The 20,863-nt window shown below is 58.4% G+C and carries 20 protein-coding genes and 2 pseudogenes; 6 read left to right on the forward strand and 16 right to left on the reverse strand.

The genetic code is table 11. The features are described 5' to 3' along the window. Positions 1-7 precede the first annotated feature (7 nt). From dtd to mdoH, 3 genes are all read left to right on the forward strand, one after another. Positions 8-445, forward strand: a complete 438-nt coding sequence (gene dtd / locus RHM55_RS16725; RefSeq protein WP_322177427.1) for a D-aminoacyl-tRNA deacylase — start codon at positions 8-10, stop codon at positions 443-445. Positions 446-710: 265 nt separating this feature from the next. Beyond that, on the forward strand, positions 711-2,603 hold the full coding sequence (locus RHM55_RS16730; RefSeq protein ID WP_322177428.1) for a glucan biosynthesis protein G: 1,893 nt from the start codon (positions 711-713) through the stop codon (positions 2,601-2,603). Continuing rightward, on the forward strand, positions 2,596-5,172 hold the full coding sequence (mdoH, locus tag RHM55_RS16735) for a glucans biosynthesis glucosyltransferase MdoH (RefSeq protein ID WP_322177429.1): 2,577 nt from the start codon (positions 2,596-2,598) through the stop codon (positions 5,170-5,172). Before RHM55_RS16730 ends, mdoH begins: the two co-directional genes overlap by 8 nt. A 103-nt stretch (positions 5,173-5,275) precedes the next feature. Here mdoH and RHM55_RS25970 read toward each other — a convergent pair whose 3' ends face one another. The 13 genes and pseudogenes from RHM55_RS25970 to ubiE form a co-directional block, all read right to left on the reverse strand. Beyond that, entirely contained in the window at positions 5,276-6,169 is an 894-nt protein-coding gene (locus tag RHM55_RS25970) for a methyl-accepting chemotaxis protein (protein WP_416152023.1), read from the reverse strand. A gap of 9 nt (positions 6,170-6,178) precedes the next feature. Continuing rightward, positions 6,179-7,216 (reverse strand): annotated as a pseudogene (locus RHM55_RS25975) (methyl-accepting chemotaxis protein); the annotation flags it as partial. 248 nt (positions 7,217-7,464) lie between these two features. Beyond that, a complete protein-coding gene (locus RHM55_RS25980) occupies positions 7,465-8,328 on the reverse strand; it encodes a methyl-accepting chemotaxis protein (RefSeq protein WP_407074651.1) in 864 nt (287 codons plus the stop codon). 39 nt (positions 8,329-8,367) lie between these two features. Continuing rightward, positions 8,368-9,495 (reverse strand): annotated as a pseudogene (locus RHM55_RS25985) (methyl-accepting chemotaxis protein); the annotation flags it as partial. 53 nt (positions 9,496-9,548) lie between these two features. Continuing rightward, a complete protein-coding gene (locus RHM55_RS16750) occupies positions 9,549-10,256 on the reverse strand; it encodes a 16S rRNA (uracil(1498)-N(3))-methyltransferase (RefSeq protein ID WP_322177432.1) in 708 nt (235 codons plus the stop codon). Beyond that, positions 10,253-11,056, reverse strand: a complete 804-nt coding sequence (gene tatC, locus RHM55_RS16755; protein WP_322177433.1) for a twin-arginine translocase subunit TatC — start codon at positions 11,054-11,056, stop codon at positions 10,253-10,255. The genes RHM55_RS16750 and tatC overlap by 4 nt, the downstream gene beginning before the upstream one ends. After that, positions 11,053-11,544, reverse strand: a complete 492-nt coding sequence (gene tatB / locus RHM55_RS16760; RefSeq protein ID WP_322177434.1) for a Sec-independent protein translocase protein TatB — start codon at positions 11,542-11,544, stop codon at positions 11,053-11,055. The genes tatC and tatB overlap by 4 nt, the downstream gene beginning before the upstream one ends. 10 nt (positions 11,545-11,554) lie before the next feature. Then, positions 11,555-11,818: a twin-arginine translocase TatA/TatE family subunit gene (locus RHM55_RS16765; protein WP_219063590.1), complete on the reverse strand. Its 264-nt coding sequence runs from the start codon at positions 11,816-11,818 to the stop codon at positions 11,555-11,557. 26 nt (positions 11,819-11,844) lie between these two features. Further along, positions 11,845-12,177, reverse strand: coding sequence for a phosphoribosyl-ATP diphosphatase (locus RHM55_RS16770; protein ID WP_219063589.1), 333 nt, complete (start codon positions 12,175-12,177; stop codon positions 11,845-11,847). Next, positions 12,170-12,571, reverse strand: a complete 402-nt coding sequence (gene hisI / locus RHM55_RS16775; protein WP_322177435.1) for a phosphoribosyl-AMP cyclohydrolase — start codon at positions 12,569-12,571, stop codon at positions 12,170-12,172. Before hisI ends, RHM55_RS16770 begins: the two co-directional genes overlap by 8 nt. A 69-nt stretch (positions 12,572-12,640) precedes the next feature. After that, positions 12,641-14,260 carry a ubiquinone biosynthesis regulatory protein kinase UbiB gene (gene ubiB / locus RHM55_RS16780; protein ID WP_322177436.1) on the reverse strand — a complete coding sequence of 540 codons (1,620 nt, stop codon included), beginning with the start codon at positions 14,258-14,260 and terminating at the stop codon, positions 12,641-12,643. Beyond that, positions 14,257-14,880 carry a ubiquinone biosynthesis accessory factor UbiJ gene (locus RHM55_RS16785; protein ID WP_322177437.1) on the reverse strand — a complete coding sequence of 208 codons (624 nt, stop codon included), beginning with the start codon at positions 14,878-14,880 and terminating at the stop codon, positions 14,257-14,259. Before RHM55_RS16785 ends, ubiB begins: the two co-directional genes overlap by 4 nt. After that, positions 14,880-15,650 carry a bifunctional demethylmenaquinone methyltransferase/2-methoxy-6-polyprenyl-1,4-benzoquinol methylase UbiE gene (gene ubiE, locus RHM55_RS16790; RefSeq protein WP_219063685.1) on the reverse strand — a complete coding sequence of 257 codons (771 nt, stop codon included), beginning with the start codon at positions 15,648-15,650 and terminating at the stop codon, positions 14,880-14,882. Before ubiE ends, RHM55_RS16785 begins: the two co-directional genes overlap by 1 nt. A 149-nt stretch (positions 15,651-15,799) precedes the next feature. Between ubiE and RHM55_RS16795 the strand changes: the two genes are divergently transcribed. The 3 genes from RHM55_RS16795 to RHM55_RS16805 all read left to right on the forward strand — a co-directional run bounded on the left by RHM55_RS16795 (position 15,800) and on the right by RHM55_RS16805 (position 17,458). Continuing rightward, the gene (locus RHM55_RS16795; protein ID WP_322177438.1) at positions 15,800-16,078 is read left to right on the forward strand and encodes a polyhydroxyalkanoic acid system family protein; all 279 of its coding nucleotides are present in this window, start codon (positions 15,800-15,802) and stop codon (positions 16,076-16,078) included. 185 nt (positions 16,079-16,263) lie between these two features. Then, complete coding sequence (locus tag RHM55_RS16800; protein WP_322177439.1) at positions 16,264-16,689, forward strand: phasin family protein; 426 nt, start codon at positions 16,264-16,266, stop codon at positions 16,687-16,689. A gap of 10 nt (positions 16,690-16,699) precedes the next feature. Continuing rightward, positions 16,700-17,458, forward strand: a complete 759-nt coding sequence (locus RHM55_RS16805; RefSeq protein WP_322177440.1) for a phasin family protein — start codon at positions 16,700-16,702, stop codon at positions 17,456-17,458. Positions 17,459-17,579: 121 nt separating this feature from the next. On the opposite strand, the gene RHM55_RS16810 is transcribed toward RHM55_RS16805, so the two are convergent. The 3 genes from RHM55_RS16810 to phaZ all read right to left on the reverse strand — a co-directional run bounded on the left by RHM55_RS16810 (position 17,580) and on the right by phaZ (position 20,845). Beyond that, on the reverse strand, positions 17,580-18,194 hold the full coding sequence (locus tag RHM55_RS16810; protein ID WP_322177441.1) for a TetR/AcrR family transcriptional regulator: 615 nt from the start codon (positions 18,192-18,194) through the stop codon (positions 17,580-17,582). Positions 18,195-18,265: 71 nt separating this feature from the next. Then, positions 18,266-19,948: a class II poly(R)-hydroxyalkanoic acid synthase gene (gene phaC / locus RHM55_RS16815; RefSeq protein WP_322177442.1), complete on the reverse strand. Its 1,683-nt coding sequence runs from the start codon at positions 19,946-19,948 to the stop codon at positions 18,266-18,268. Positions 19,949-19,990: 42 nt separating this feature from the next. Continuing rightward, entirely contained in the window at positions 19,991-20,845 is an 855-nt protein-coding gene (phaZ, locus tag RHM55_RS16820) for a poly(3-hydroxyalkanoate) depolymerase (RefSeq protein WP_219063580.1), read from the reverse strand. Positions 20,846-20,863: the final 18 nt, after the last annotated feature.

A 20,863-nucleotide genomic window follows, 5' to 3' on the forward strand; every position in this document is an offset into this window, starting at 1 on the left:
GCCTGGTATGAAAGGTCTGCTCCAGCGCGTGAGTGGCGCGCACGTCGAAGTGGCGGGTGAGATCGTAGGTGCCATTGATCAGGGCTTGTTGGTATTGATCGGCGTCGAGCCGCAAGATACGTGCGCCAGCGCCGATAAGTTGCTGAGCAAACTGCTGAACTATCGGGTGTTCAGCGACGCCGAAGGCAAAATGAACCTGTCGCTCAGGGATGTCGGTGGCGGTTTGCTGTTAGTGTCGCAGTTCACCTTGGCGGCTGACACCAAAAGCGGCCTGCGGCCGAGCTTTTCAAAAGCCGCACCGCCCGCGCTTGGCGCCGAGTTATTCAGCTATTTGTTAGAGCAGGCGAGAGGCGTGCACGATAAGGTTGCAGCAGGCCAATTTGGTGCGGACATGCAGGTTCATCTGGTCAATGATGGCCCTGTGACATTTTTACTTGAGAGCTAAACAGGCGATTGCCCTGGGCCGCCCTGATTTATCAGGTGAAAAAGCAATAAATACTTCATCGGACCTGATGCGTTGTAACGCGGCCTGCTAGATAATCGCGCGCTACGGGGATCAGCGTTCGTTGACCCGATTGATATAGCCAGAGGCTGGTCCGTCGCCGTTTAGGGAATCATTAGGTCCTTTCGGAGTCGGAACAATGCTCGCCAACCCGGCACTTGATAGCTGGCCGTTGGTTTTATGATCTGTTTTTCGGCGAGGGTTGCTCGTGATTGTTAGTCCCTGTATTGCTCCAATGAAACCCGGTAAACGGTTACGTAGTGCCCTGTTGGCAGGTTCTGCACTGATCTGTCTGTTCAGCGCAGGCCAGCTTTGGGCGTTCAGCCTGGACGATGTTGCGGCCAAGGCCAAAGACATGGCCGGGCAGAAATACGAAGCTCCGAAGAGCAATCTGCCGAACGAATTTCGCGACATGAAGTTCGCGGATTATCAAAAAATCCGTTTTCTTCAAGAAAAGGGCGTGTGGGCTGGGGAAAAGACACCCTTCAAGCTGTCCTTTTATCACCAGGGCATGCACTTCGACACGCCGGTCAAAATCAATGAAGTCACGGCGACCGATGTACAGGAATTCAAGTACGACCCTGGCCGGTTCGATTTTGGCGACATGAAGTTCGACCCGAAAGCCACCGAAAAACTCGGTTACGCAGGCTTTCGCGTGCTTTACCCGATCAATAAAGATGATAAGAACGACGAGATCATGACGATGCTGGGCGCGAGCTACTTCCGCGTGATTGGCAAAGGTCAGGTCTACGGCTTGTCTGCGCGCGGTATGGCTATCGACACCGCAATGCCATCGGGTGAGGAGTTCCCGCGTTTCACCGAGTTCTGGATCGAGCGTCCACAACCGGACGACAACCATCTGGTGATCTTTGCACTGCTGGACTCTCCACGTGCGACAGGCGCCTATCAACTGACCTTGCGTCCGGGCACCAACACCCTCGTCGACGTCAAGTCGCGCATGTTCCTGCGCGATAAAGTTGGCAAACTGGGCGTCGCTCCACTGACCAGCATGTACCTGTTCGGCGCCAATCAGCCGTCCAAAGTACTGAACTATCGCCGCGAACTGCATGACTCCAGCGGTCTGTCGATTCAGGCCGCCAATGGCGAGTGGATCTGGCGTCCGTTGAACAACCCGAAACACCTCGCGGTCAGCAGCTTCTCGGTGGAAAACCCGCGTGGCTTCGGTCTGCTTCAGCGTGGCCGTAACTTCAGCCACTACGAAGACCTGGATGATCGTTATGACAAACGCCCAAGTGCCTGGATCGAACCGAAAGGCGACTGGGGCAAAGGCACCGTTGATCTGGTAGAAATCCCGACTGCCGACGAAACCAACGACAACATCGTTGCGTTCTGGAAGCCGGAAGTCATTCCTGAGCCAGGCCAGCCGATGGAGTTCAACTATCGCCTGCACTGGACCATGGACGAAAGCTCCATCCATTCCCCTGATCTGGGCTGGGTCAAGCAGACCCTGCGCTCTACAGGTGACGTCAAACAGTCCAATCTGATCCGTCAGCCTGACGGCAGTGTGGCTTTCCTGGTCGACTTCGAAGGCCCGGTGCTCGCAAAACTGGGTGAAGACCCGGCGATCCGCAGCCAAGTGACCACTGACGACAACACTGAGTTGGTAGAAAACAATCTGCGCTACAACCCGGTGACCAAAGGCTGGCGTCTGACGTTGCGCCTGAAAGCCAAAGATTCGGGCAAGTCGATCGACATGCGCGCTTATCTGCTTCGTGAAGTTCCTGCCGAGCCTGGTAAGGAACCTGCGGCAATTGTTGCTGACAAAGCAGATAAGAAAGTAGAGAAGAAGGTCGAGAGCAAAGTGGCTCCGAAAGAAGAGAAAACCGTCATAGTCAAGGCTGACACGGCTAAACCCGCCGAGGCGAAAGGCGACTCCACAAAAGCAGACGTAGCGAAGGCCGACTCGACAAAAGCAGACGCTGCAAAAGCAGAAGTAGCGAAGGCCGATGTCGCGAAAGACAAAGATGGCAAACAGATCCCGCAGCCTGAAGCCGAGACTGCCCCCACTAATCCGGAACCGGCCAAGAATGTACAAATCTTGACCGAGACCTGGAGCTATCAGTTGCCTGCCGATGAGTAATGTCCAGTCTGTGCCAGAGTCTCTGACCGAGTACCTGGCACATTTGCCGATGAGCGATGAGCAGCGGGCGGAACTCGCCAGCTGCACCTCGTTCACCGAGCTGCACCAGCGTCTTTCAACGCAGCCATTCACCGATAGCGCCGAGGCCGCTCAGGCTTCGGTTTGCCGTCGTTTGACATTGACCACCGCTGACGAGCTGGAAGAAGCTGAAATGCTCGTCCTCGACGCCAGTGGTCGGGTCTGCCTGAAAGCCACGCCGCCGATTCGTCGTACCAAAGTCATCCCTGAGCCATGGCGCACCAATATCCTGGTGCGTGGCTGGCGCCGTCTGATGGGTCGCAAGAATCTTCCCTCACCGCCCCAGCGCGAGCTGCCTTCGGCACGCTGGCGTTTTGTCGGCTCATTGCGCCGTTACATCTTGCTGGTGCTGATGCTGGGTCAAACCGTCGTTGCCACTTGGTACATGAAAGGGATCATGCCTTACCAAGGCTGGTCCTTCGTGTCACTGGATGAAATCACTCGCCAGACATTGTTCCAGACTGCGGTGCAAGTGCTGCCCTATGCCTTGCAGACCAGCATTCTATTGCTGTTCGGGATTTTGTTCTGTTGGGTCTCGGCCGGCTTCTGGACGGCGTTGATGGGCTTTCTCGAATTGCTCACCGGGCATGACAAATACCGCATTTCCGGGGCCAGCGCAGGTAACGAACCCATCGAAGCCGGTGCTCGTACCGCCATCGTGATGCCGATCTGTAATGAAGACGTTCCTCGTGTGTTCGCCGGTCTGCGCGCTACTTTTGAATCGGTAGCCGCCACGGGCGACCTGGACCGCTTTGACTTTTTCGTCCTCAGTGATACCAACGACTCCGATATCGCCGTCGCCGAACAGCAGGCCTGGCTTGAGGTCTGCCGTGAAAGCGAAGGCTTCGGCAAGATCTTCTATCGTCGCCGTCGTCGTCGGGTAAAACGCAAAAGCGGCAACCTCGATGACTTCTGCCGTCGCTGGGGCGGTGAATACCGCTACATGGTCGTGCTCGATGCCGACAGCGTCATGAGCGGTGAATGCCTGACCAGTCTGGTGCGTTTGATGGAAGCCACCCCGGACGCCGGCATTATCCAGACCGCGCCACGCGCGTCGGGCATGGACACGCTGTATGCGCGCATGCAGCAGTTCGCTACCCGTGTGTACGGGCCGCTGTTTACCGCCGGTTTGCACTTCTGGCAGTTGGGCGAATCCCACTACTGGGGGCACAACGCGATCATCCGCATGAAGCCGTTCATCGAGCACTGCGCCTTGGCGCCGTTGCCCGGTAAAGGGGCTTTCGCCGGGGCTATTCTGTCTCACGACTTCGTCGAAGCCGCGCTGATGCGCCGTGCCGGTTGGGGCGTGTGGATTGCTTATGATTTGCCCGGCAGTTACGAAGAGTTGCCGCCTAACCTGTTGGATGAACTCAAGCGTGACCGCCGGTGGTGTCACGGTAACTTGATGAACTTCCGGCTGTTCTTGGTCAAAGGTATGCACCCGGTACACCGTGCGGTGTTCCTGACCGGGGTGATGTCGTACCTGTCGGCACCGTTATGGTTCTTCTTCCTTGTGCTGTCGACTGCCTTGTTGGCGGTTAACACGCTCATGGAGCCGCAGTACTTCATGGAGCCACGTCAGCTGTATCCGTTGTGGCCACAATGGCACCCGGACAAAGCTGTCGCGCTGTTCTCGACCACCATCGTGTTGCTGTTCCTGCCCAAACTGCTCAGCATTATTCTGATCTGGGCCAAGGGTTCGGTAGGTTTTGGCGGTCGGATCAAAGTGACCCTGTCGATGCTGATGGAAATGCTGTTTTCGGTGCTGTTGGCACCGGTCCGCATGCTGTTCCACACGCGCTTCGTACTGGCCGCGTTCCTCGGTTGGGCCGCGACCTGGAACTCGCCGCAGCGTGACGATGACTCCACGCCATGGAGCGAAGCGGTCAAGCGCCACGGTCCGCAAACGCTTTTGGGTTTGTGCTGGGGTCTGCTGGTCGCCTCGCTGAACCCAAGCTTCCTATGGTGGCTGGCCCCGATTGTCGGCTCGTTGATGCTGTCGATTCCGGTTTCGGTGATTTCCAGCCGGGTCGGTTTGGGCCTCAAGGCGCGGGACGAGAAACTCTTCCTGATCCCTGAAGAGTACGCGCCGCCAAAAGAGCTGGTCGCGACCGATCATTACACCCATGAAAACCGTTGGCATGCGTTGAAACAGGGCTTCATTCGGGCCGTGGTCGATCCACAGCAGAACGCACTGGCATGCGCCTTGGCGACGTCGCGGCACACGCAGTCCGAGCCGATTGAATGGACGCGCATCGAGCGGGTTCGTCAGGCGATGAAAGTCGGGCCGGATAAACTCAGCAACCAGGAACGCCTGATGCTGTTGAGTGACCCGGTAGCCTTGGCGCGACTGCATGAACAGGTCTGGAGCGAAGGTCATCCTGAGTGGCTCGCCGCGTGGCGTCAGTCGATCGAAGCCGATCCGCATGCGCCTCTGCTGCCGTTGCAACCTGCCACCCATGTTGCCCCGCACCAACTGGCTAACGCCTGATAGCGCGGTAAAAAAGCGCCCTTGAGGTCACTCCTCAAGGGCGTTTTTTTTGGAATGGAATAAACAGCGTGTAGACGATTTCGCTCCGTTTTCGACGCTGCACCTACACCCGAAACCGCCCCACCAGCCCCTGCAAATGAGTCCCCAATCGCGCCAGTTCGACACTTGACGCTGCCGTTTCCTCGCTGGCCGCTGCCGTCTGTTCGGCGATATCACGCACGTTCAGTACGCTGCGGGTGATTTCCTCGGCGACGGCGCTTTGTTCCTCCCCTGCGGTCGCGATCTGCTGGTTCATGCTCTGGATGGTCGAGACAGTGAGCGTGATGTGTTCCAGGGCGCCGCCGGCCCGACGGCTCAATTCGACGCTGCTGTCCGACAGGGTGCGGCTGTTGTCCAAGGTGGTTACCACCTGCTGGGTGCCGTTCTGCAAGGCGGCGATCAGCTCTTCGATCTCTTCGGTGGATTGCTGGGTGCGTTGCGCCAGGCTGCGCACCTCGTCCGCAACCACTGCGAAACCACGGCCCGCTTCACCGGCGCGTGCGGCTTCAATGGCGGCGTTCAGGGCCAGCAGATTGGTTTGCTGCGACACTGATTTGATCACGTCGAGCACGCTGCCAATTTTATCGCTTTCCAGCTTGAGTTGGTTCATCGCCACGGTTGAGTTGCCGACCTCAACGGCCAGACTCTCAATCAGGGTAATGGCTTCAGCTACCACTTTGTCGCCCTCGCGGGCCTGCTGATCGGCCTGGACTGCGGCGTTCGACGCTTCCTCGGCATTGCGGGCGACCTCCCGTACAGTTGCTGTCATCTCGTTCATGGCGGTGGCGACCTGATCGGTTTCATCTTTTTGGCTGTTCACGCCGACACTGGTCTGCGCCGTCACCGCAGACAACTGCTCTGCGGCGCTGGCGATTTGCGAAACACCGTCGCCAATTCCGCCGATCAGCTCACGCAGGCTCAGGGTCATTTGCTGCATGCTGGCCTGCAGTTGGCCCATTTCATCGCGGCGCTCGATGACCAGGTCTTTGCTCAAGTCGCCTTGAGCAATGCGTCCGGCCGCAGTCAGTGTTTGTTGCAGGGGGACGATGATCTGTCGTGTTATTAGCCAAGCAGCAAAGAGCCCGAACAGCAGCGCCATAGAGGCAACGCTGATCAAGGTGGTGCGCGCCCGCGCCGCCTCGGTATCGCGCTGAGCGGTCTGGCGGTTACTCAGCTCGGCGCTGGAGGCGAGCAACGTGTTACCCAGCGCTTCCATGCTCTCTTGTGCGGCCTCGGCCTTGATCTGAATGTCTTTGAATTGGCTTAGTTTGTCGCGATAGTTCTGTAAAGTCTGATTGGCTTGTTGCAGCCCGGAGACATTGGCGTCGGCTTGATCCTCGGATATCTGGCTAACCTCTTTGAGTGCCTCATTGATGGCTGCAATCGCCGCAAGTTCATATCGCTCCTGACCGCTGAAGGTATAAGCCTGCACTTGATAGCGCGCAGCCTCGATCTGCTGCCGCAGCTGAGAGATGTTGGTAAATTCGCCCAGCCGTTCGTTGCTGTCCTGCTCTTGGCTGACGGCCTTCAGTACCTCGGTTTCCACCTGTGCCACCGTTTTCATGGCCTGCACGGATTGTTGCTCAAGCAGTTCGCGGATGTTGCCGCGTGCCTTCAATGTCTGCCCAAGTTCGGTGAAGGTCCTTTCAAAGCTGCGTACCGTCTCACTCTGGTTCGATAGCAACGCGAGGCTGACCGGGTCGTCCATGGTGCTGCGTAACGCATTGAGCTGTACTTGGAGTTCGTTAAGGCGCTTTAGCACTGTGGCGGCACTCTCCGGTGTATTTTCAACGCGAAAGGTGATCCGCTCAATCCGCAGGTCCTTGCTCGCGTTGGTCAACTGGCCGATGCCCGTCAGCTTTTCGGAGCGGTCGATCATGGTGTCGAGCGCATGCCAGCCCGTCACGGTGATCGCCAGAGTCAGCAGTAAGACCAGGCCGAAGCCCAGTGCGAGTTTAAGCTTGACGCTTGTATTACCCAGAGCCTGGGTCAGGGTTCGGAACATGAGAGTTCTCCTGCAAGGGATGCGAAAAGAAGGCAAAACATCGTTGTGCCTGGTTAACGCATCGGCAGGGGAAGGGGTCGCTCGACCTGAACAGGTCGTAGGAAAAGTCTGAAAATAACTGATAGATGTCACATGCGCTGTAGGAGGGACTGGACCGTCTTGTCTGCGAAGGCCCAGCAGCGCGGTGTCTGGCCGACCTGGTTGTCTGGTCTTCGCAGACAAGTCTGCTCCTACAGATATGTGTTGTTTTACACCCTGAACTTGCCCACCAACATTTGTAGATGGTTGCCCAGTCGCGCCAGTTCGACACTGGATGCTGCGGTTTCTTCACTGGCTGCGGAGGTTTGCTCGGAGACGTCGCGTACGTTCAATACGCTGCGGTTGATCTCTTCGGCGGTAGCGCTTTGTTGTTCGGCTGCGGCGGCGATTTGCTGGTTCATGCCCTGGATCGCTGACACGGTGCGAGCAATATTCTCCAGCGAGCTGCCGGCTCGGCGCGTCAGTTCGACACTGCTGACGGTCAGGCTGCGGCTGTTGTCCATGATGGTCGCCACGTGCTGGGTGCCTTTTTGCAGGCCGGCGATCAGCGCCTCGATCTCTTCGGTGGATTTTTGCGTGCGCTGGGCAAGGCTGCGCACTTCATCGGCCACCACGGCGAAACCACGACCGGCTTCCCCTGCTCGCGCGGCTTCAATGGCGGCGTTGAGCGCCAGGAGGTTGGTCTGTTGCGCAACCGATTTGATCACGTCGAGCACACTGCCAATCTTGTCGCTTTCACGCTTGAGTTCAGTCATCGCGTCGGTGGAGTTGCCGACTTCACTGGCCAGACGTTCGATTTGGGTGATGGCCTCCTTGACCACCCGGTCGCCTTCACGCGCCTGTTGATCAGCGGCAACGGCGGCTTCAGACGCTTCTTCGGCATTGCGCGCGACCTCCTGAACAGTGGCCGTCATTTCGTGCATGGCCGTGGCCACCTGATCGGTTTCGACCTTCTGGCTGTTAACCCCGGCACTGGTTTGTTCGGTCACAGCGGACAACTCTTCAGCGGCGCTGGCTATTTGCGTCACACTGTCGCTGATGCCCCCAATCAAGGCACGCAAGTTGACGGTCATGCGCTGAATACTGTTCTGCAACTGGCCTATCTCGTCCTTGCGCTCGACGTGTAAATCCTGGCTCAAATCACCTGAAGCGACACGTTCCACGACGTGGAGCGTGTGCAGCAGCGGGGTGACGATCTGGCGGGTGATAGCCCAAGCCGCAATGACACCGAACAGCAGTGCCAGGGCCGTTGCGATGCCGAGCATGGAGCGAGCTTGAGCGCTATCAGCATCGCGCTTGAGGTTTTGTGAAGCAGACAGTTGGCTGCTGAGTGTCAGCAGGCTATCACCCAGCCCCGACATTTTTGCCAGCGCTTGCTGGTTCAGCAGTTGGGCATCACGGTATTGGCCCACGGCACCGCGATAGGCCTTGAGGGCATCGCTGGCGTCTTTGAGTTTGCCCAGATACTCGGACGGTATCGAGCCCGGCAGCGTGTTAAGCCCGGTCAGCGCGGTGTCGATAGCGGTGTTGGCGTTTTGCTCGAACTCAGGCTTGCCACTGTAGGTGTAGCTGCGCACCTCAAAGCGTGCCTGCTGGATCAGCTTGCTCAGTTCCACAACACCGTTGAACGCCAGAATGCTATCGCCCTTGAGCAACGATTCTTCGATGCCGGAGACATGCTCCACGGCACGGTCAGCGGTAGCGCCCAGATTCACGCGACTCGCTTCCCGGGTTTGAATGGCTTGGGTCATGTCGGCGAAAGCGCGACGGTAGCTTGCGCTGGCCTGGCTCTGCTGATCAAGCATGTCCTGATCAGCCTTGTTCTGAATCTTGGTTGTTGCAGTGCGCAGATTTTGCTCGACCTTATCGAGAACGCCAGTTACCGCGGCTGCGGACTCGGCGCTAGGTTGTGCTTCGTAATGTTGTCGGGCGACACGCAGGTCCCTGTTCAAGTCATTGAGTTGGGTGATCGACGCCAGCTTGTCACCCCGATCAATCAGCGAGGTGATGCTCAGCCAGCCCGTAAGGGTGATAACGATTGTGAGCAACAGCACGAGACCGAAGCCGATACCCAGTTTCAGGCTGACACTTATATTTCCGAGGCTTCGGACTAACCAACTGTACATGACGGCTCCCTGAGGTGAACTTGTTATAGCGTCCTCCTGCATCGGCTGCAGGGATCGGAACTGAAGCGCGTTGGTCGATAAAGTCGGACTAATTGCGTAGGAGATTTCGACCATTGCTCCATGCTGCGTCGTAAATCGAGTCTTGAAGATCGATGTGGGAATCTTCTTTAGAACAGGCGGGCGAGCAGGGCCGTGACAGCGGTTTCGACCCGCAGGATGCGTTCGCCGAGCTGGACCGGCTGGAGGCCAGCCTTGCTCAACAAGTCGATTTCGTAGGGGATCCAGCCGCCTTCCGGGCCGATGGCCAATGTGACGGACTGATCGGTGCCGCGCGGGCAGGCAGGGTAGTCACCCGGATGACCGACCAGACCCAGGCTGCCTTCAACCAGCTGAGGCAGACGGTCTTCGACGAACGGCTTGAAGCGTTTTTCGATCAGAATCTCTGGCAGTACGCAATCGCGTGCCTGTTCCAGACCCAATACAAGCTGTTCACGGATGGCTTCGGGCTCCAGAAACGGTGTTTGCCAGAAGCTTTTTTCCACCCGATAGCTGTTGAGTAGAATCACTCTGGGCACGCCCATGGTTGCGATTGTCTGAAACACCCGGCGCAGCATCTTCGGCCTGGGCAAGGCCAGCAGCAGGGTCAGGGGCAGTTTGGCCGGTGGCGCGCGATCAAGGCTGATCTGCAATTCGGCTTCATGGCTTTCCAGGCGCAGCAATTCGCCAGTACCTAGCAAACCACCGATGCGGCCTACACGCAGGCTGTCGCCAACGACTGCGCGATGCACCTCTTGCATGTGCTTCAGGCGGCGGTCGCGCAGGATGACTCTGTCAGCTGCGATAAAGTCAGCTTTTTCGAGCAGCAGCAGGTTCACGGCTGGGTCGCAGGCGGCTGGTCGTGTTTGTCAGAGTCCTCATCCGTCTGGTCATCCGGGTGATCGCCACGCTTGACGATCAATCCGCTGCACAACACGCCGATCTCGAACAGCAGCCACATTGGCACCGCAAGCAACGTCTGCGAAAAGATGTCCGGCGGTGTCAGAATCATGCCGACCACGAAGCAGCCAATGACCACGTACGGGCGCATTTTTTTCAAGTATTTGACATCGACGATGCCGATCCATACCAGCAACACCACCGCTACCGGGATCTCGAAAGCGACACCGAAGGCGAAGAACAAGGTCATGACAAAGTCCAGGTAACTGGCGATGTCAGTCATCATCGAAACGCCTTCCGGGGTCACGCTGGCGAAGAAGTGGAAAATCAGCGGGAACACCAAAAAGTACGCGAAGGCCATGCCTGAATAGAACAGGATAATGCTCGAAACCAGCAGCGGCACGGCGACGCGCTTTTCATGCTTGTACAGACCGGGTGCAATAAAGCCCCATATCTGGTGCAGGATCACCGGCATCGCCAGAAACAGCGAGCACATCATGGTCAGCTTGAACGGTGTCAGGAACGGCGAGGCCACGTCGGTGGCGATCATCGTCGCGCCTTCGGGCAAATACACCCGCAGAGGTGCGGAAACCAGGGTGTAGATCTTTTGGGTGAAGTAAAACAACCCGGCAAAGATCAGGAAAATTGCCACAACGCAACGCAACAGGCGTGTGCGCAGCTCGGTGAGGTGCGAGATCAGCGGCATTTGCTGATCGTTTTCCGGGATATCAGCGCTCATGGGGCTCGCGGTGGCAAAGAAGAATCGTTGACGGGCGGTGCGCTTGGCACCGGGCTGACGTGTGCGACCGGGGCAGCCTCGGCTGGAGCTGCTGGAGCTGCTGGAGCAACGGGGACCGGGACAACGACAACCGGTTCAGTCGCGACGACGGGCGTTTCCGGCTGCGATGCCGGTGTCGGCGGCGCGATGGTCTGTGCCTCGACTGGCGGGCTGACCGTCGCGACGGGCTCGACCGGTGCCTGTTGCGGCGCGAAAATCTTTTTGGCTTCCTGCTCTAACGACAGAATGTGCTCGTTGTGCAGCTGCCGACGAATTTCATCGGCACCGATTTCGCGCTCGACTTCCTGTTTGATCGCATTGAAGCTGCGCTTCAGCCGCCCGACCCAAAGGCCAGCAGTACGTGCAGCACCCGGCAGGCGCTCGGGGCCAAGCACCAGCAGGGCAACGAGGCCGACGAGCAGCAGTTCAGAGAAGCTGATACCAAACATTCAACACGACCTAGTCTTTGCGGATTGGCTCTTCGACTTTATGTGCTTGCGCGTCGATGGTCTGTGGCTCATGCAGGGTCGAACCCTGAGGCGCCTGCTGCGGTTGCATCGGCGGCTGCTGTTCAGCAGGTTTCTCTTCATCGTTCATGGCTTTGCGGAAGCCTTTGATTGATTCGCCAACATCCGTACCCAAGCCTTTGAGTTTCTTGGTGCCGAACACCAATACGACGACAACCAAAATGATGAGCCAGTGTTTCCAGTCAAAAATACCCATGAAACTTTCCTCCTCGAGGTGCGTGTTTAGTCGGCAGAGCGTGCGGCTTTTTCAGCGTGCCCGGACAGCCCGAAGCGCCGATCCAGTTCATCGAGTACAGCTTGCGGATGCTGACCCAAAGCTGCAAGCATCACCATGCTGTGAAACCACAGGTCCGCGGTCTCATAGATGACATCACTGCAATCACCGCTGATGGCGGCATCCTTGGCAGCGATGATGGTTTCGACCGATTCTTCACCGACCTTTTCCAGAATCTTGTTCAAACCCTTGTGGTACAGGCTGGCGACATAAGAACTGTCGGCAGCGGCGCCCTTGCGTGCTTCAAGCACTTCGGCCAGACGGGCCAGGGTGTCAGTCATGTGTGTGTCCTGCCTGATAGATAGCGTGCGGGTCTTTGAGCACCGGGTCGACAACCTTCCAGCCGGCATCGTCGTACACCCGGTAGAAGCAGCTTTCACGACCCGTGTGGCAGGCAATCCCGCCGATCTGTTCGACCTTCAGGATAATCACGTCGGCATCGCAGTCCAGGCGCAATTCGTGAAGCTTCTGCACATGCCCGGATTCTTCACCTTTGCGCCAGAGTTTGCCACGGGAACGCGACCAATAAATGGCCCGGTTCTCGGTCGCGGTCAAGCTCAGCGCTTCGCGATTCATCCAGGCCATCATCAGCACGCGTCCGGTTTCATGGTCCTGGGCAATCGCAGGCACCAAACCATCGCTGTTCCAGTGAATCTCGTCCAGCCAGTCTTTCATCGTCGACTCCGCAAGCCGGGCCTTGAGGCCTCGGCGATTGAATAGTGTGCCAGCGACCTGCGCTGCTGGCTATCGGCGCACGACCAGATACAGACCTGCCACCAACATGACCCAGGCTGGCCATGCTGCCAGCGCGACCAGGGCCGTGCCGCTGGCAGCCAGGGTCGAGCCCAGTACCGCGCCGCCTGCCAGTAAACCTGCGCCAGTCAGACGCAACGCCCAGCCGTCGCCACGCTCACGCCACGCGGGCTGCGGTGCGGAGGCGTGGGGCTTGGACATGCGCTCCAGCAGGTCGCGGGTCATGTTGGCCAGGTGGGGTATCTGTTCAACCTGCGTGTGCAGGTTGTGCAGCAGGGTTTTCGGGCTGACGCGCTCGCGCATCCAGCGCTCCAAAAACGGTTGAGCGGTGCTCCACAGGTCAAGTTCCGGGTACAGTTGGCGCCCCAGACCCTCAATGTTGAGCAGGGTTTTTTGTAACAGCACCAATTGTGGCTGGACTTCCATGTTGAAGCGGCGTGCGGTCTGGAACAGACGCATCAGCACCTGGCCGAACGAAATGTCTTTAAGCGGCTTCTCGAAAATCGGTTCGCAAACAGTGCGGATCGCGGCTTCGAATTCGTTGAGCTTGGTATGCGCCGGCACCCAGCCCGAGTCGATGTGCAACTGGGCCACGCGACGATAGTCACGCTTGAAGAACGCAAACAGGTTGCGCGCCAGATAGTCCTGGTCTTCGGGCGTCAGGCTGCCGACGATGCCGCAGTCGATGGCGATGTACTGCGGGCTCCAAGGCTGCACGGTGCTGACGAAAATGTTGCCGGGATGCATGTCGGCATGAAAGAAGCTGTCACGAAATACTTGGGTGAAGAAAATCTCCACGCCGCGCTCGGCGAGCATTTTCATGTCGGTGCGCTGATCGGCCAGGGTCGCGAGGTCCGTGACCTGAATGCCGTAGATGCGCTCCATCACCAGTACTTTGGGGCGGCACCAGTCCCAATAGACTTGAGGCACGTAGAGCAGCGGCGAGCCTTCGAAGTTGCGTCGCAGCTGGCTGGAGTTGGCGGCCTCGCGCAACAAATCGAGTTCGTCGTAGATGGTCTTTTCGTAATCGCTGACCACCTCTACCGGATGCAGCAGACGTGCATCGGCCGAGAGCCGTTCGGCCACGCGGGCCAGTATGAACAACCACGCCAGATCCTGGCTGATGATCGGTTTGAGGCCGGGGCGCACGACTTTGACCACCACCTCTTCGCCGGTTTTCAACTGCGCGGCATGCACCTGCGCGACCGAGGCAGAGGCCAGCGGTGCGACATCGAAGCGGCTGAACACGGCACTGATTTTTGCGCCGAGCTGCTCTTCGATCAGGCCGATGGCCTGCTGCGAATCGAACGGCGGCACGCGGTCCTGCAAGTGCATCAACTCGTCGGCGATGTCCTCGGGGAGCAGATCGCGGCGGGTGGAGAGCAGCTGGCCGAATTTTATGAAAATCGGCCCGAGGTCCTGCAGCGCCATGCGCAAGCGTGCGCCACGGCTCAGCTCCAGGGGTTTACGCGGGAACCAGCGCCACGGCATGGCATAACGCAGGGCGAGCATCCACCAGGGCAGCGGCAGGGCAAACAACAAGTCATCGAGACGGTAGCGGATCACGACGCGTTGGATGCGAAACAGACGGCGGACGGCAAGCAGCTTCATGCGTTATCGCTGGATTTGAGGGAGAGGGCAAGGCGCTCGAAGCGCGCCTCGAGACGTTCAAGGTCGAGCCTGGTCTGGTCCAGCTCGGCGAAGCGGGCTTCGGCTTCACGTTGGCCGACCAGGGTGCGCGATTCCTCACTGAGGTAGTCGGCGAGGTTGTGCGTGAGGTTGGTCAGGCTGTCGCGGGTCCAGCGGGCGCTGCTGCGCAGTTGGCCCCCGAGCAAAGGACTGGCGACCGGACCGAGCCAGCGCGAGAGTTCGTACTCCCAGTCCAGCTCAAGGTCTTGCAGCACGCCGACCAGTTCCAGCAATACGGCGCTGTCGCCTTCAAGCTCGACTTCAGGGCCATGCAGTACGGCGGTTTTGTCCTGGCTCAGGGCTAGACGCAGCAAACTCGAGGCTGGCGCACGCAGGGTACAGTCGGCCTCAGCGGCCCAGTGTGCCGCCAACAGCAAGCCTTCATCGCTGGGCAAAATGAACAGCTGAAAGGCCGGGTTACGGCAATCGACTGCAATCATCTTGCCTGCCAGGCGTTCGAGGCGTGGCAGGGCGGTGCTGTCCATGCGCAGCACACGGTTGATGCCGAGCTCGACGCTGGCGAGCAAGCCGCTGAGTAACATCAGGGCTTGATGCCGCGATGCAGGGCAACGATGCCTGCGGTCATGTTGTGATAGGTCACACGGTCGAAACCGGCTTCTACCATCATCGACTTGAGGGTTTCCTGATTCGGGTGCATGCGGATCGACTCCGCCAGATAGCGGTAGCTTTCCGAGTCATTGGTAATCAGTTTGCCCATCAGCGGCATGAACGCGAACGAGTAAGCGTCGTAGGCCTTGGACATCAGCGCGTTGGTCGGTTTGGAGAACTCCAGGACCAACAAGCGCCCGCCGGGCTTGAGGACACGCAGCATCGAGCGCAGGGCGTCTTCTTTATGCGTCACGTTGCGCAGGCCGAAGGCGATGGTCACGCAGTCGAAATGGTTGTCCGGGAACGGCAGCTTTTCCGCGTCGGCCTGAACGAACTTGACGTTGCCAGCCACACCCAGGTCCAGCAGACGGTCGCGGCCGACTTTCAACATCGAGGCGTTGATGTCCGCCAGTACGACTTCGCCGGTCGGACCGACCAGATGCGAAAACTTTCTTGCCAGATCGCCAGTGCCGCCAGCGATGTCCAGCACGCGATTGCCCGTGCGTACGCCAGACAACTCGATAGCAAAGCGCTTCCACAACCGGTGCATGCCACCGGACAGCAGGTCGTTCATCAAGTCGTACTTGGCCGCAACGGAGTGGAAAACCTCAGCGACTTTCTCGGCTTTCTGGCTTTCCGGTACGTTTTTGTAGCCGAAGTGAGTGGTGGGTTCGGCATCGCTGCCTTTGCGCGGATCGTTCATATCGCTGTCACCGGAATAAAGTGGGGCCATTCTAATCGTCGGGGCAGCCTTTGTCTTGACAAGGCTCATGGTTGACATCTCCTCTTGGTCTCGCTGCTCATGGTGGCGCGATATAGAATGTGGCTCGAAACCGACCAAGGAGTCCTTGCATGGCCCAAATAACTGTTGAACGTGAACACGCCCTTGGCCGCGAAGCTGCGCGGGAAAAGGCCGAGCATCTGGTGCTCAAGCTGGCGGATAAATATGCGCTGAAACCGACATGGTCAGGCGATGTAGTGGAGCTCGAGGGCAAGGGCGCCAAGGGGAAAATCGAGGTCGAAGACACATTGATCAGGGTCAGCATCGAGCTGAACTTTTTCCTCTCGGCAATGAGCGGCGCGATCAAATCCGAGGTGGAGAGGGTCCTGGACAAAGAACTGCTGGCTTGAATTCCTGAATCCCCTCGCGGCTGTGTGATGTTTATCGATTAAACGCGTTACCGCTCCACAGCCCGCCCCCCCCCGCAAAATAGCCACCAACCTAGGGTGAGCATTCTAATTTTTCTGATTATTTTGTGCTCATGCCCATCAACCCGTGGGCAGTTCCTCCAACCTTTTTGAGCGTGAGGTGCACCATGGCCAAAGTAGCCCTGAAGAAGAAAGTTGATGCCGAGCAAGCCACGGCCCTTTCCGAAGTAAAACTGTATGCCCGCAAAATCTGGCTGGCTGGCTTGGGTGCCTACTCCAAGGCCGGTCAAGAAGGCGCCGAGTATGTAAAAGACTTGATCAAGACCGGCGAAGAAGTTGAAAAAAAGGGTAAGAAAATCGTCGACAAGCAGCTCGATGCGGCCAACAGCGAGATCGACACGATCAAAGACGACGTGGCAGGCGTCAAGGGCAAGTTCGAAGTGCAACTTCATAAAGTCGAGAAGGCTTTTGACCGCCGTGTTGGCCGCGCCTTGAATCGGTTTGGCATTGCGTCTAAACATGATGTTGAGACACTCTCTGCTAAGCTCGATGGGCTGACGGCATTGCTTGAACGTGTCGCGCATAAACAATAAGGAGATCGGGATGGCTGGCAAAAAGAAGATTGAAAAAGAAGGCAGCTCCTGGATTGGCGAGGTTGAAAAATACTCCCGTCAAATCTGGCTGGCTGGTTTAGGCGCTTACTCAAAAATCAGCAATGACGGCAGTAAGCTTTTCGAAACCCTGGTCAAAGACGGCGAGAAGGCCGAAAAGCAGACCAAGAGCGGCGTCGACAAGCAAGTCGATGCAGCGAAGGCAACAGCGCAATCGGCAAAATCCCGAGTGGGCGACGTCAAGGACCTTGCGCTGGGTAAGTGGAGCGAGCTCGAAGGTGCTTTCGACAAACGCCTGAACAGCGCCATCTCGCGCCTCGGTGTCCCAAGCCGCAACGAAGTCAAGGCACTGCACAGCAAGGTCGATCTCCTGACTAGGCAAATCGAGAAACTGACCGGCGCGTCGGTGACGCCTGTGTCCTCCAAAGCCGCTGCAAAACCTGCGGCTAAACCCGTAGCCAAGGCAACGGCCAAGGCAGTGGCCAAACCCGCGGCTAAAGCGCCGGCCAAAACGGCAGCCGCCAAGCCAGCCGCGAAACCGGTTGCCAAGCCTGTTGCCGCGAAATCGGTAGCTAAACCAGCCGCCACCAAGCCCGCAGCAGCGAAAGCACCCGCAGTGAAAAAAGCAGCAGCACCCAAGCCCGCTGCGGCCAAACCTGCAGTAGCAGCAACGCCAACTGCCGTTGCTGCTTCAGCGGCAACCCCTGCGCCAGCAACGACCGCTGCGTCGACGCCCGCCAGCCAGTCCTGATTTTTACGGACTGCCAAAAGCCCGGCTGCAAGGTCGGGCTTTTTCGTTTGTGCGTTACCTGTTAGAGAGACATAAGTGCAGCACGTGACGAGTCGTTGCGTGATGGAGTGGTCGGTTTCAACTACTCCTCCAGATAATGCATCGCCAGCTTCTCCACCCCCTGCCGCGAGTCGGGGATCAGGTGGGGCGCGACCAGCATCATGATCTGGTAGACAACGACGCGTACTTCGCCTTCTTTGCCGAGGATGCGTTGGTAGTCCAGGGAGAACAGCAGGGTCATGCTGATCTGTTCCACCAGTTGCCCCAGCGCTTGTGTGTCGCTGACCAGTTGCCTCTGTGCTTTCAGCTGTGCCAGTAACGATGCCAGGGTGCGTTTTAGTGCGTTGAGCAGGTTGCGGATACCGCGTGCCAGTTTTGGCAGACGGCCCGCGAGGTTGGACAGGTCCTGGAACAGGAAGCGGTAATACGACAGGCGCTCGACGATCAGGTGCAGAAACACCCAGTAGTCTTCCGGCGCGAGCTGTGCGTTGGCCGGGGGATTGAGTAGCGGCGACAGTTCTGTCTGGAAACGCTCGAACAAGCCCATGACCAGCGGCTCTTTGCCGTGAAAGTGGTAGTAGAGATTGCCGGGGCTGATGCCCAGTTCGTTAGCGATTTCCAGTGTCGAGACGTTAGGTTCGCCCTGTTGGTTGAACAAGTGCAAGGCGCATTCAAGGATACGGTCGCGTGTTTTCATCCGGTCTTCTTGTGTGGGTTAATCAGGAATGCACGCAGTGTGTGTTCGCGGCGCCACAGAGGATTTGCATCTCAGCGCACACGCACATAGGTTCCAGGCGCGGCCTCCATCGGTGGGTAGTTCTGGTTGCCGAGGGCCATGAGGGTTTCTCGTTGTGCGCCGGAGCGCTGCTGAATCCAGTTCAACCAGTTCGGCCACCAGCTGCCTTCGACGGTTTCTCCATCGTAGTACCAGGCCCGGGGGTCGCTGCTGAGTTTGCCGTTTTCGATGTAGCTCGATTTGGGGTTGCCTGGCGGGTTGAGGATGCTTTGTACGTGACCGCTGTTGGCCAGCAAGAAGCGCCGGTCGCCGCCGAGCAGCAAGGTCGAGCGATAGACCGCGTCCCACGGTGTGATGTGGTCATTGATCCCTGCCACGCTGAAGCTGTCGACGGTGACTTTCTGCAGGTCAACGGGCGTGCCGCATACCTCCAGACCGCCGGGGTGGCTGAGTGGGTTGTATTTGAAAAAGTCCAGCAAGTCGCCATGCAGGGCGGCCGGCAGGCGTGTGCTGTCGTTGTTCCAGTAGAGGATGTCGAAGGGCGGCGGCGCCTTGCCCAGCAGGTAGTTATTGACCCAGTAATTCCAGATCAAATCGTTGGGGCGCATCCAGGCGAAGATTTTGGCCATGTCGCGGCCATCAAGCACACCTTGCTGGTAAGAGCGGCGCTTAGCGGCTTCCAGGGTCTCTTCATCGACGAACAAGGTTGCTGCGCTGTCGATCTGGCTGTCCAGCAGGCTGACCAGGTAGGTTGCGCTGGAGACCCGGCGCATTTGTCGCTTGGCCTGGAGATGGCCTTGCAGTGCGGCCATGGTCAGGCCGCCGGCGCAGGCACCCAACAGGTTCACTTCGCGGCTGCCAGTAATGGCGCGGCATACGTTCATCGCTTCTTCGACGGCTTCGACGTAGCTGGACAACCCCCATTCGCGATGACGCACATCCGGGTTGCGCCAGCTGATCATGAACACTTGCAGGCCGTTTTTCAGTGCGTACTGGACGAAGCTGTTGGCCGGGCTGAGGTCGAAAATGTAGTACTTGTTAATTTGCGGCGGAACGATCAGCAGAGGCCGAGCGTACTGCTTTTCGCTCATCGGCTTGTACTGCATCAGCTCCAGCAGCTCGTTGCGAAACACGACTGCACCGGGGGTGGTGGCGACGGTCTTGCCGACCTCGAATGCATCTTTGGTGATCTGGCTGGGCAGGCCATTGTTGTGCATCAGGTCATCGACCAGGTGGCTGATGCCCTTGAATACGCTGCTGCCGCCGGAGTTGAACAGCTCCTTGACCGCCAGCGGGTTGAGCAGGGTGTTGGAGGGTGACAGGGCATCGCTGAGCAAGGACAGGATGAAGTGCGCACGGGCGCGATCATCCTCGGACATCTCGCTATCATCGATCCAACTCTTGAGCTGATGCTGCCAGCTCAGATAGGCCTGCAGCCCGCGTCGATAGAGGGGGTTTTGCAGCCACGTCGGGTCCGCGAAGCGGCTGTCACGAGGGTTGGGCGTGTGCAGGTTGTCACCCAGTATGACGCGACCCAACTGACCACCCAGGGCCAGCACATGACGTGCGCTGTGGACCGGGTGACGCAGGCTTTGGACGGCCACGCTACGCAGCGTGGAAAACACATCTCGCCCGCGCAAACCACTGATGACGCTTTGCGCATTGATGAATGTGGCCGGGGTGGGCACAGATTCCTTCGCTGGCTTGTCTCGCATGGGGCAACACTCCTTCGTCAGGCCATGACTAAAGCCCTTTACCTATCGATGAATCGGGGTCGGGTGCGGATGCATGACCGCGCGCTGCCGCTCCTCCAGTAGGAATTTCATGATGATGGGCGCCACCGCTTCGGCACGGGTGATCAAAAATAAATGACCGTCATCGATTATGTGTAGCTGGGCATTGGGTATCCGCCAAGCCAGCATGCGCATATTTATCAAAGGAATGAGCGGATCGTCGTCGCCCGCGAGGATCAATGTAGGCTGACGAATCTTGTGCAGCCAATGGATGCTGGTCCAGCCCATCCCGGCAAACAGCTGCCAGTAATAACCCAGCTTGCCCGACGATCGGACCTTGGCGGCGTGATTGGCGGCCAGGTGAGGGTCCCGACGAAAGGCGCCACCGTAGATTTCCGGCGCGATGCGTATCACATGGGACGGCTGAATATATCGCCGTGGGCTGGCCATCAACCACAGCACACGAGGCTTGCCCGGCACCATGACTGCGCCGGCGGCTGTCGCGGCGAGCACCAGTTTTTTGCAGCGTTCTGGATAGTCGTAGGCGAACTGTTGCGCCAACGCGCCGCCCCACGACACCCCGATCACATTGACCTGGCCGTAATTCAGGTAGTCGAGCATCCTCGCGGTCAGCTTGGCCAGCCCGGGAAAGCGAAAGGGGCGACTGGGCGTGGAAGAGCCGCCGACACCCGGCACATCGAAGGCGATCACTTCCATGTCCGGGTCAAGCGCGTCGACGAACGGAAATACCAGCTCCAGGTTGGCGCCGATGCCATTGAAAATCAGCAACGGTGTCATATCACCCTTGCCTGGGCGGACGGCCGTGCGGATGGTGTGACCATCCAGGTCGATGGTACGAAAAACAAACGGTTTCGACATGCGCGGGCCCTATGGGTT

This window comes from Pseudomonas sp. MH9.2 (genome assembly GCF_034353875.1).
Classification (GTDB): domain Bacteria; phylum Pseudomonadota; class Gammaproteobacteria; order Pseudomonadales; family Pseudomonadaceae; genus Aquipseudomonas.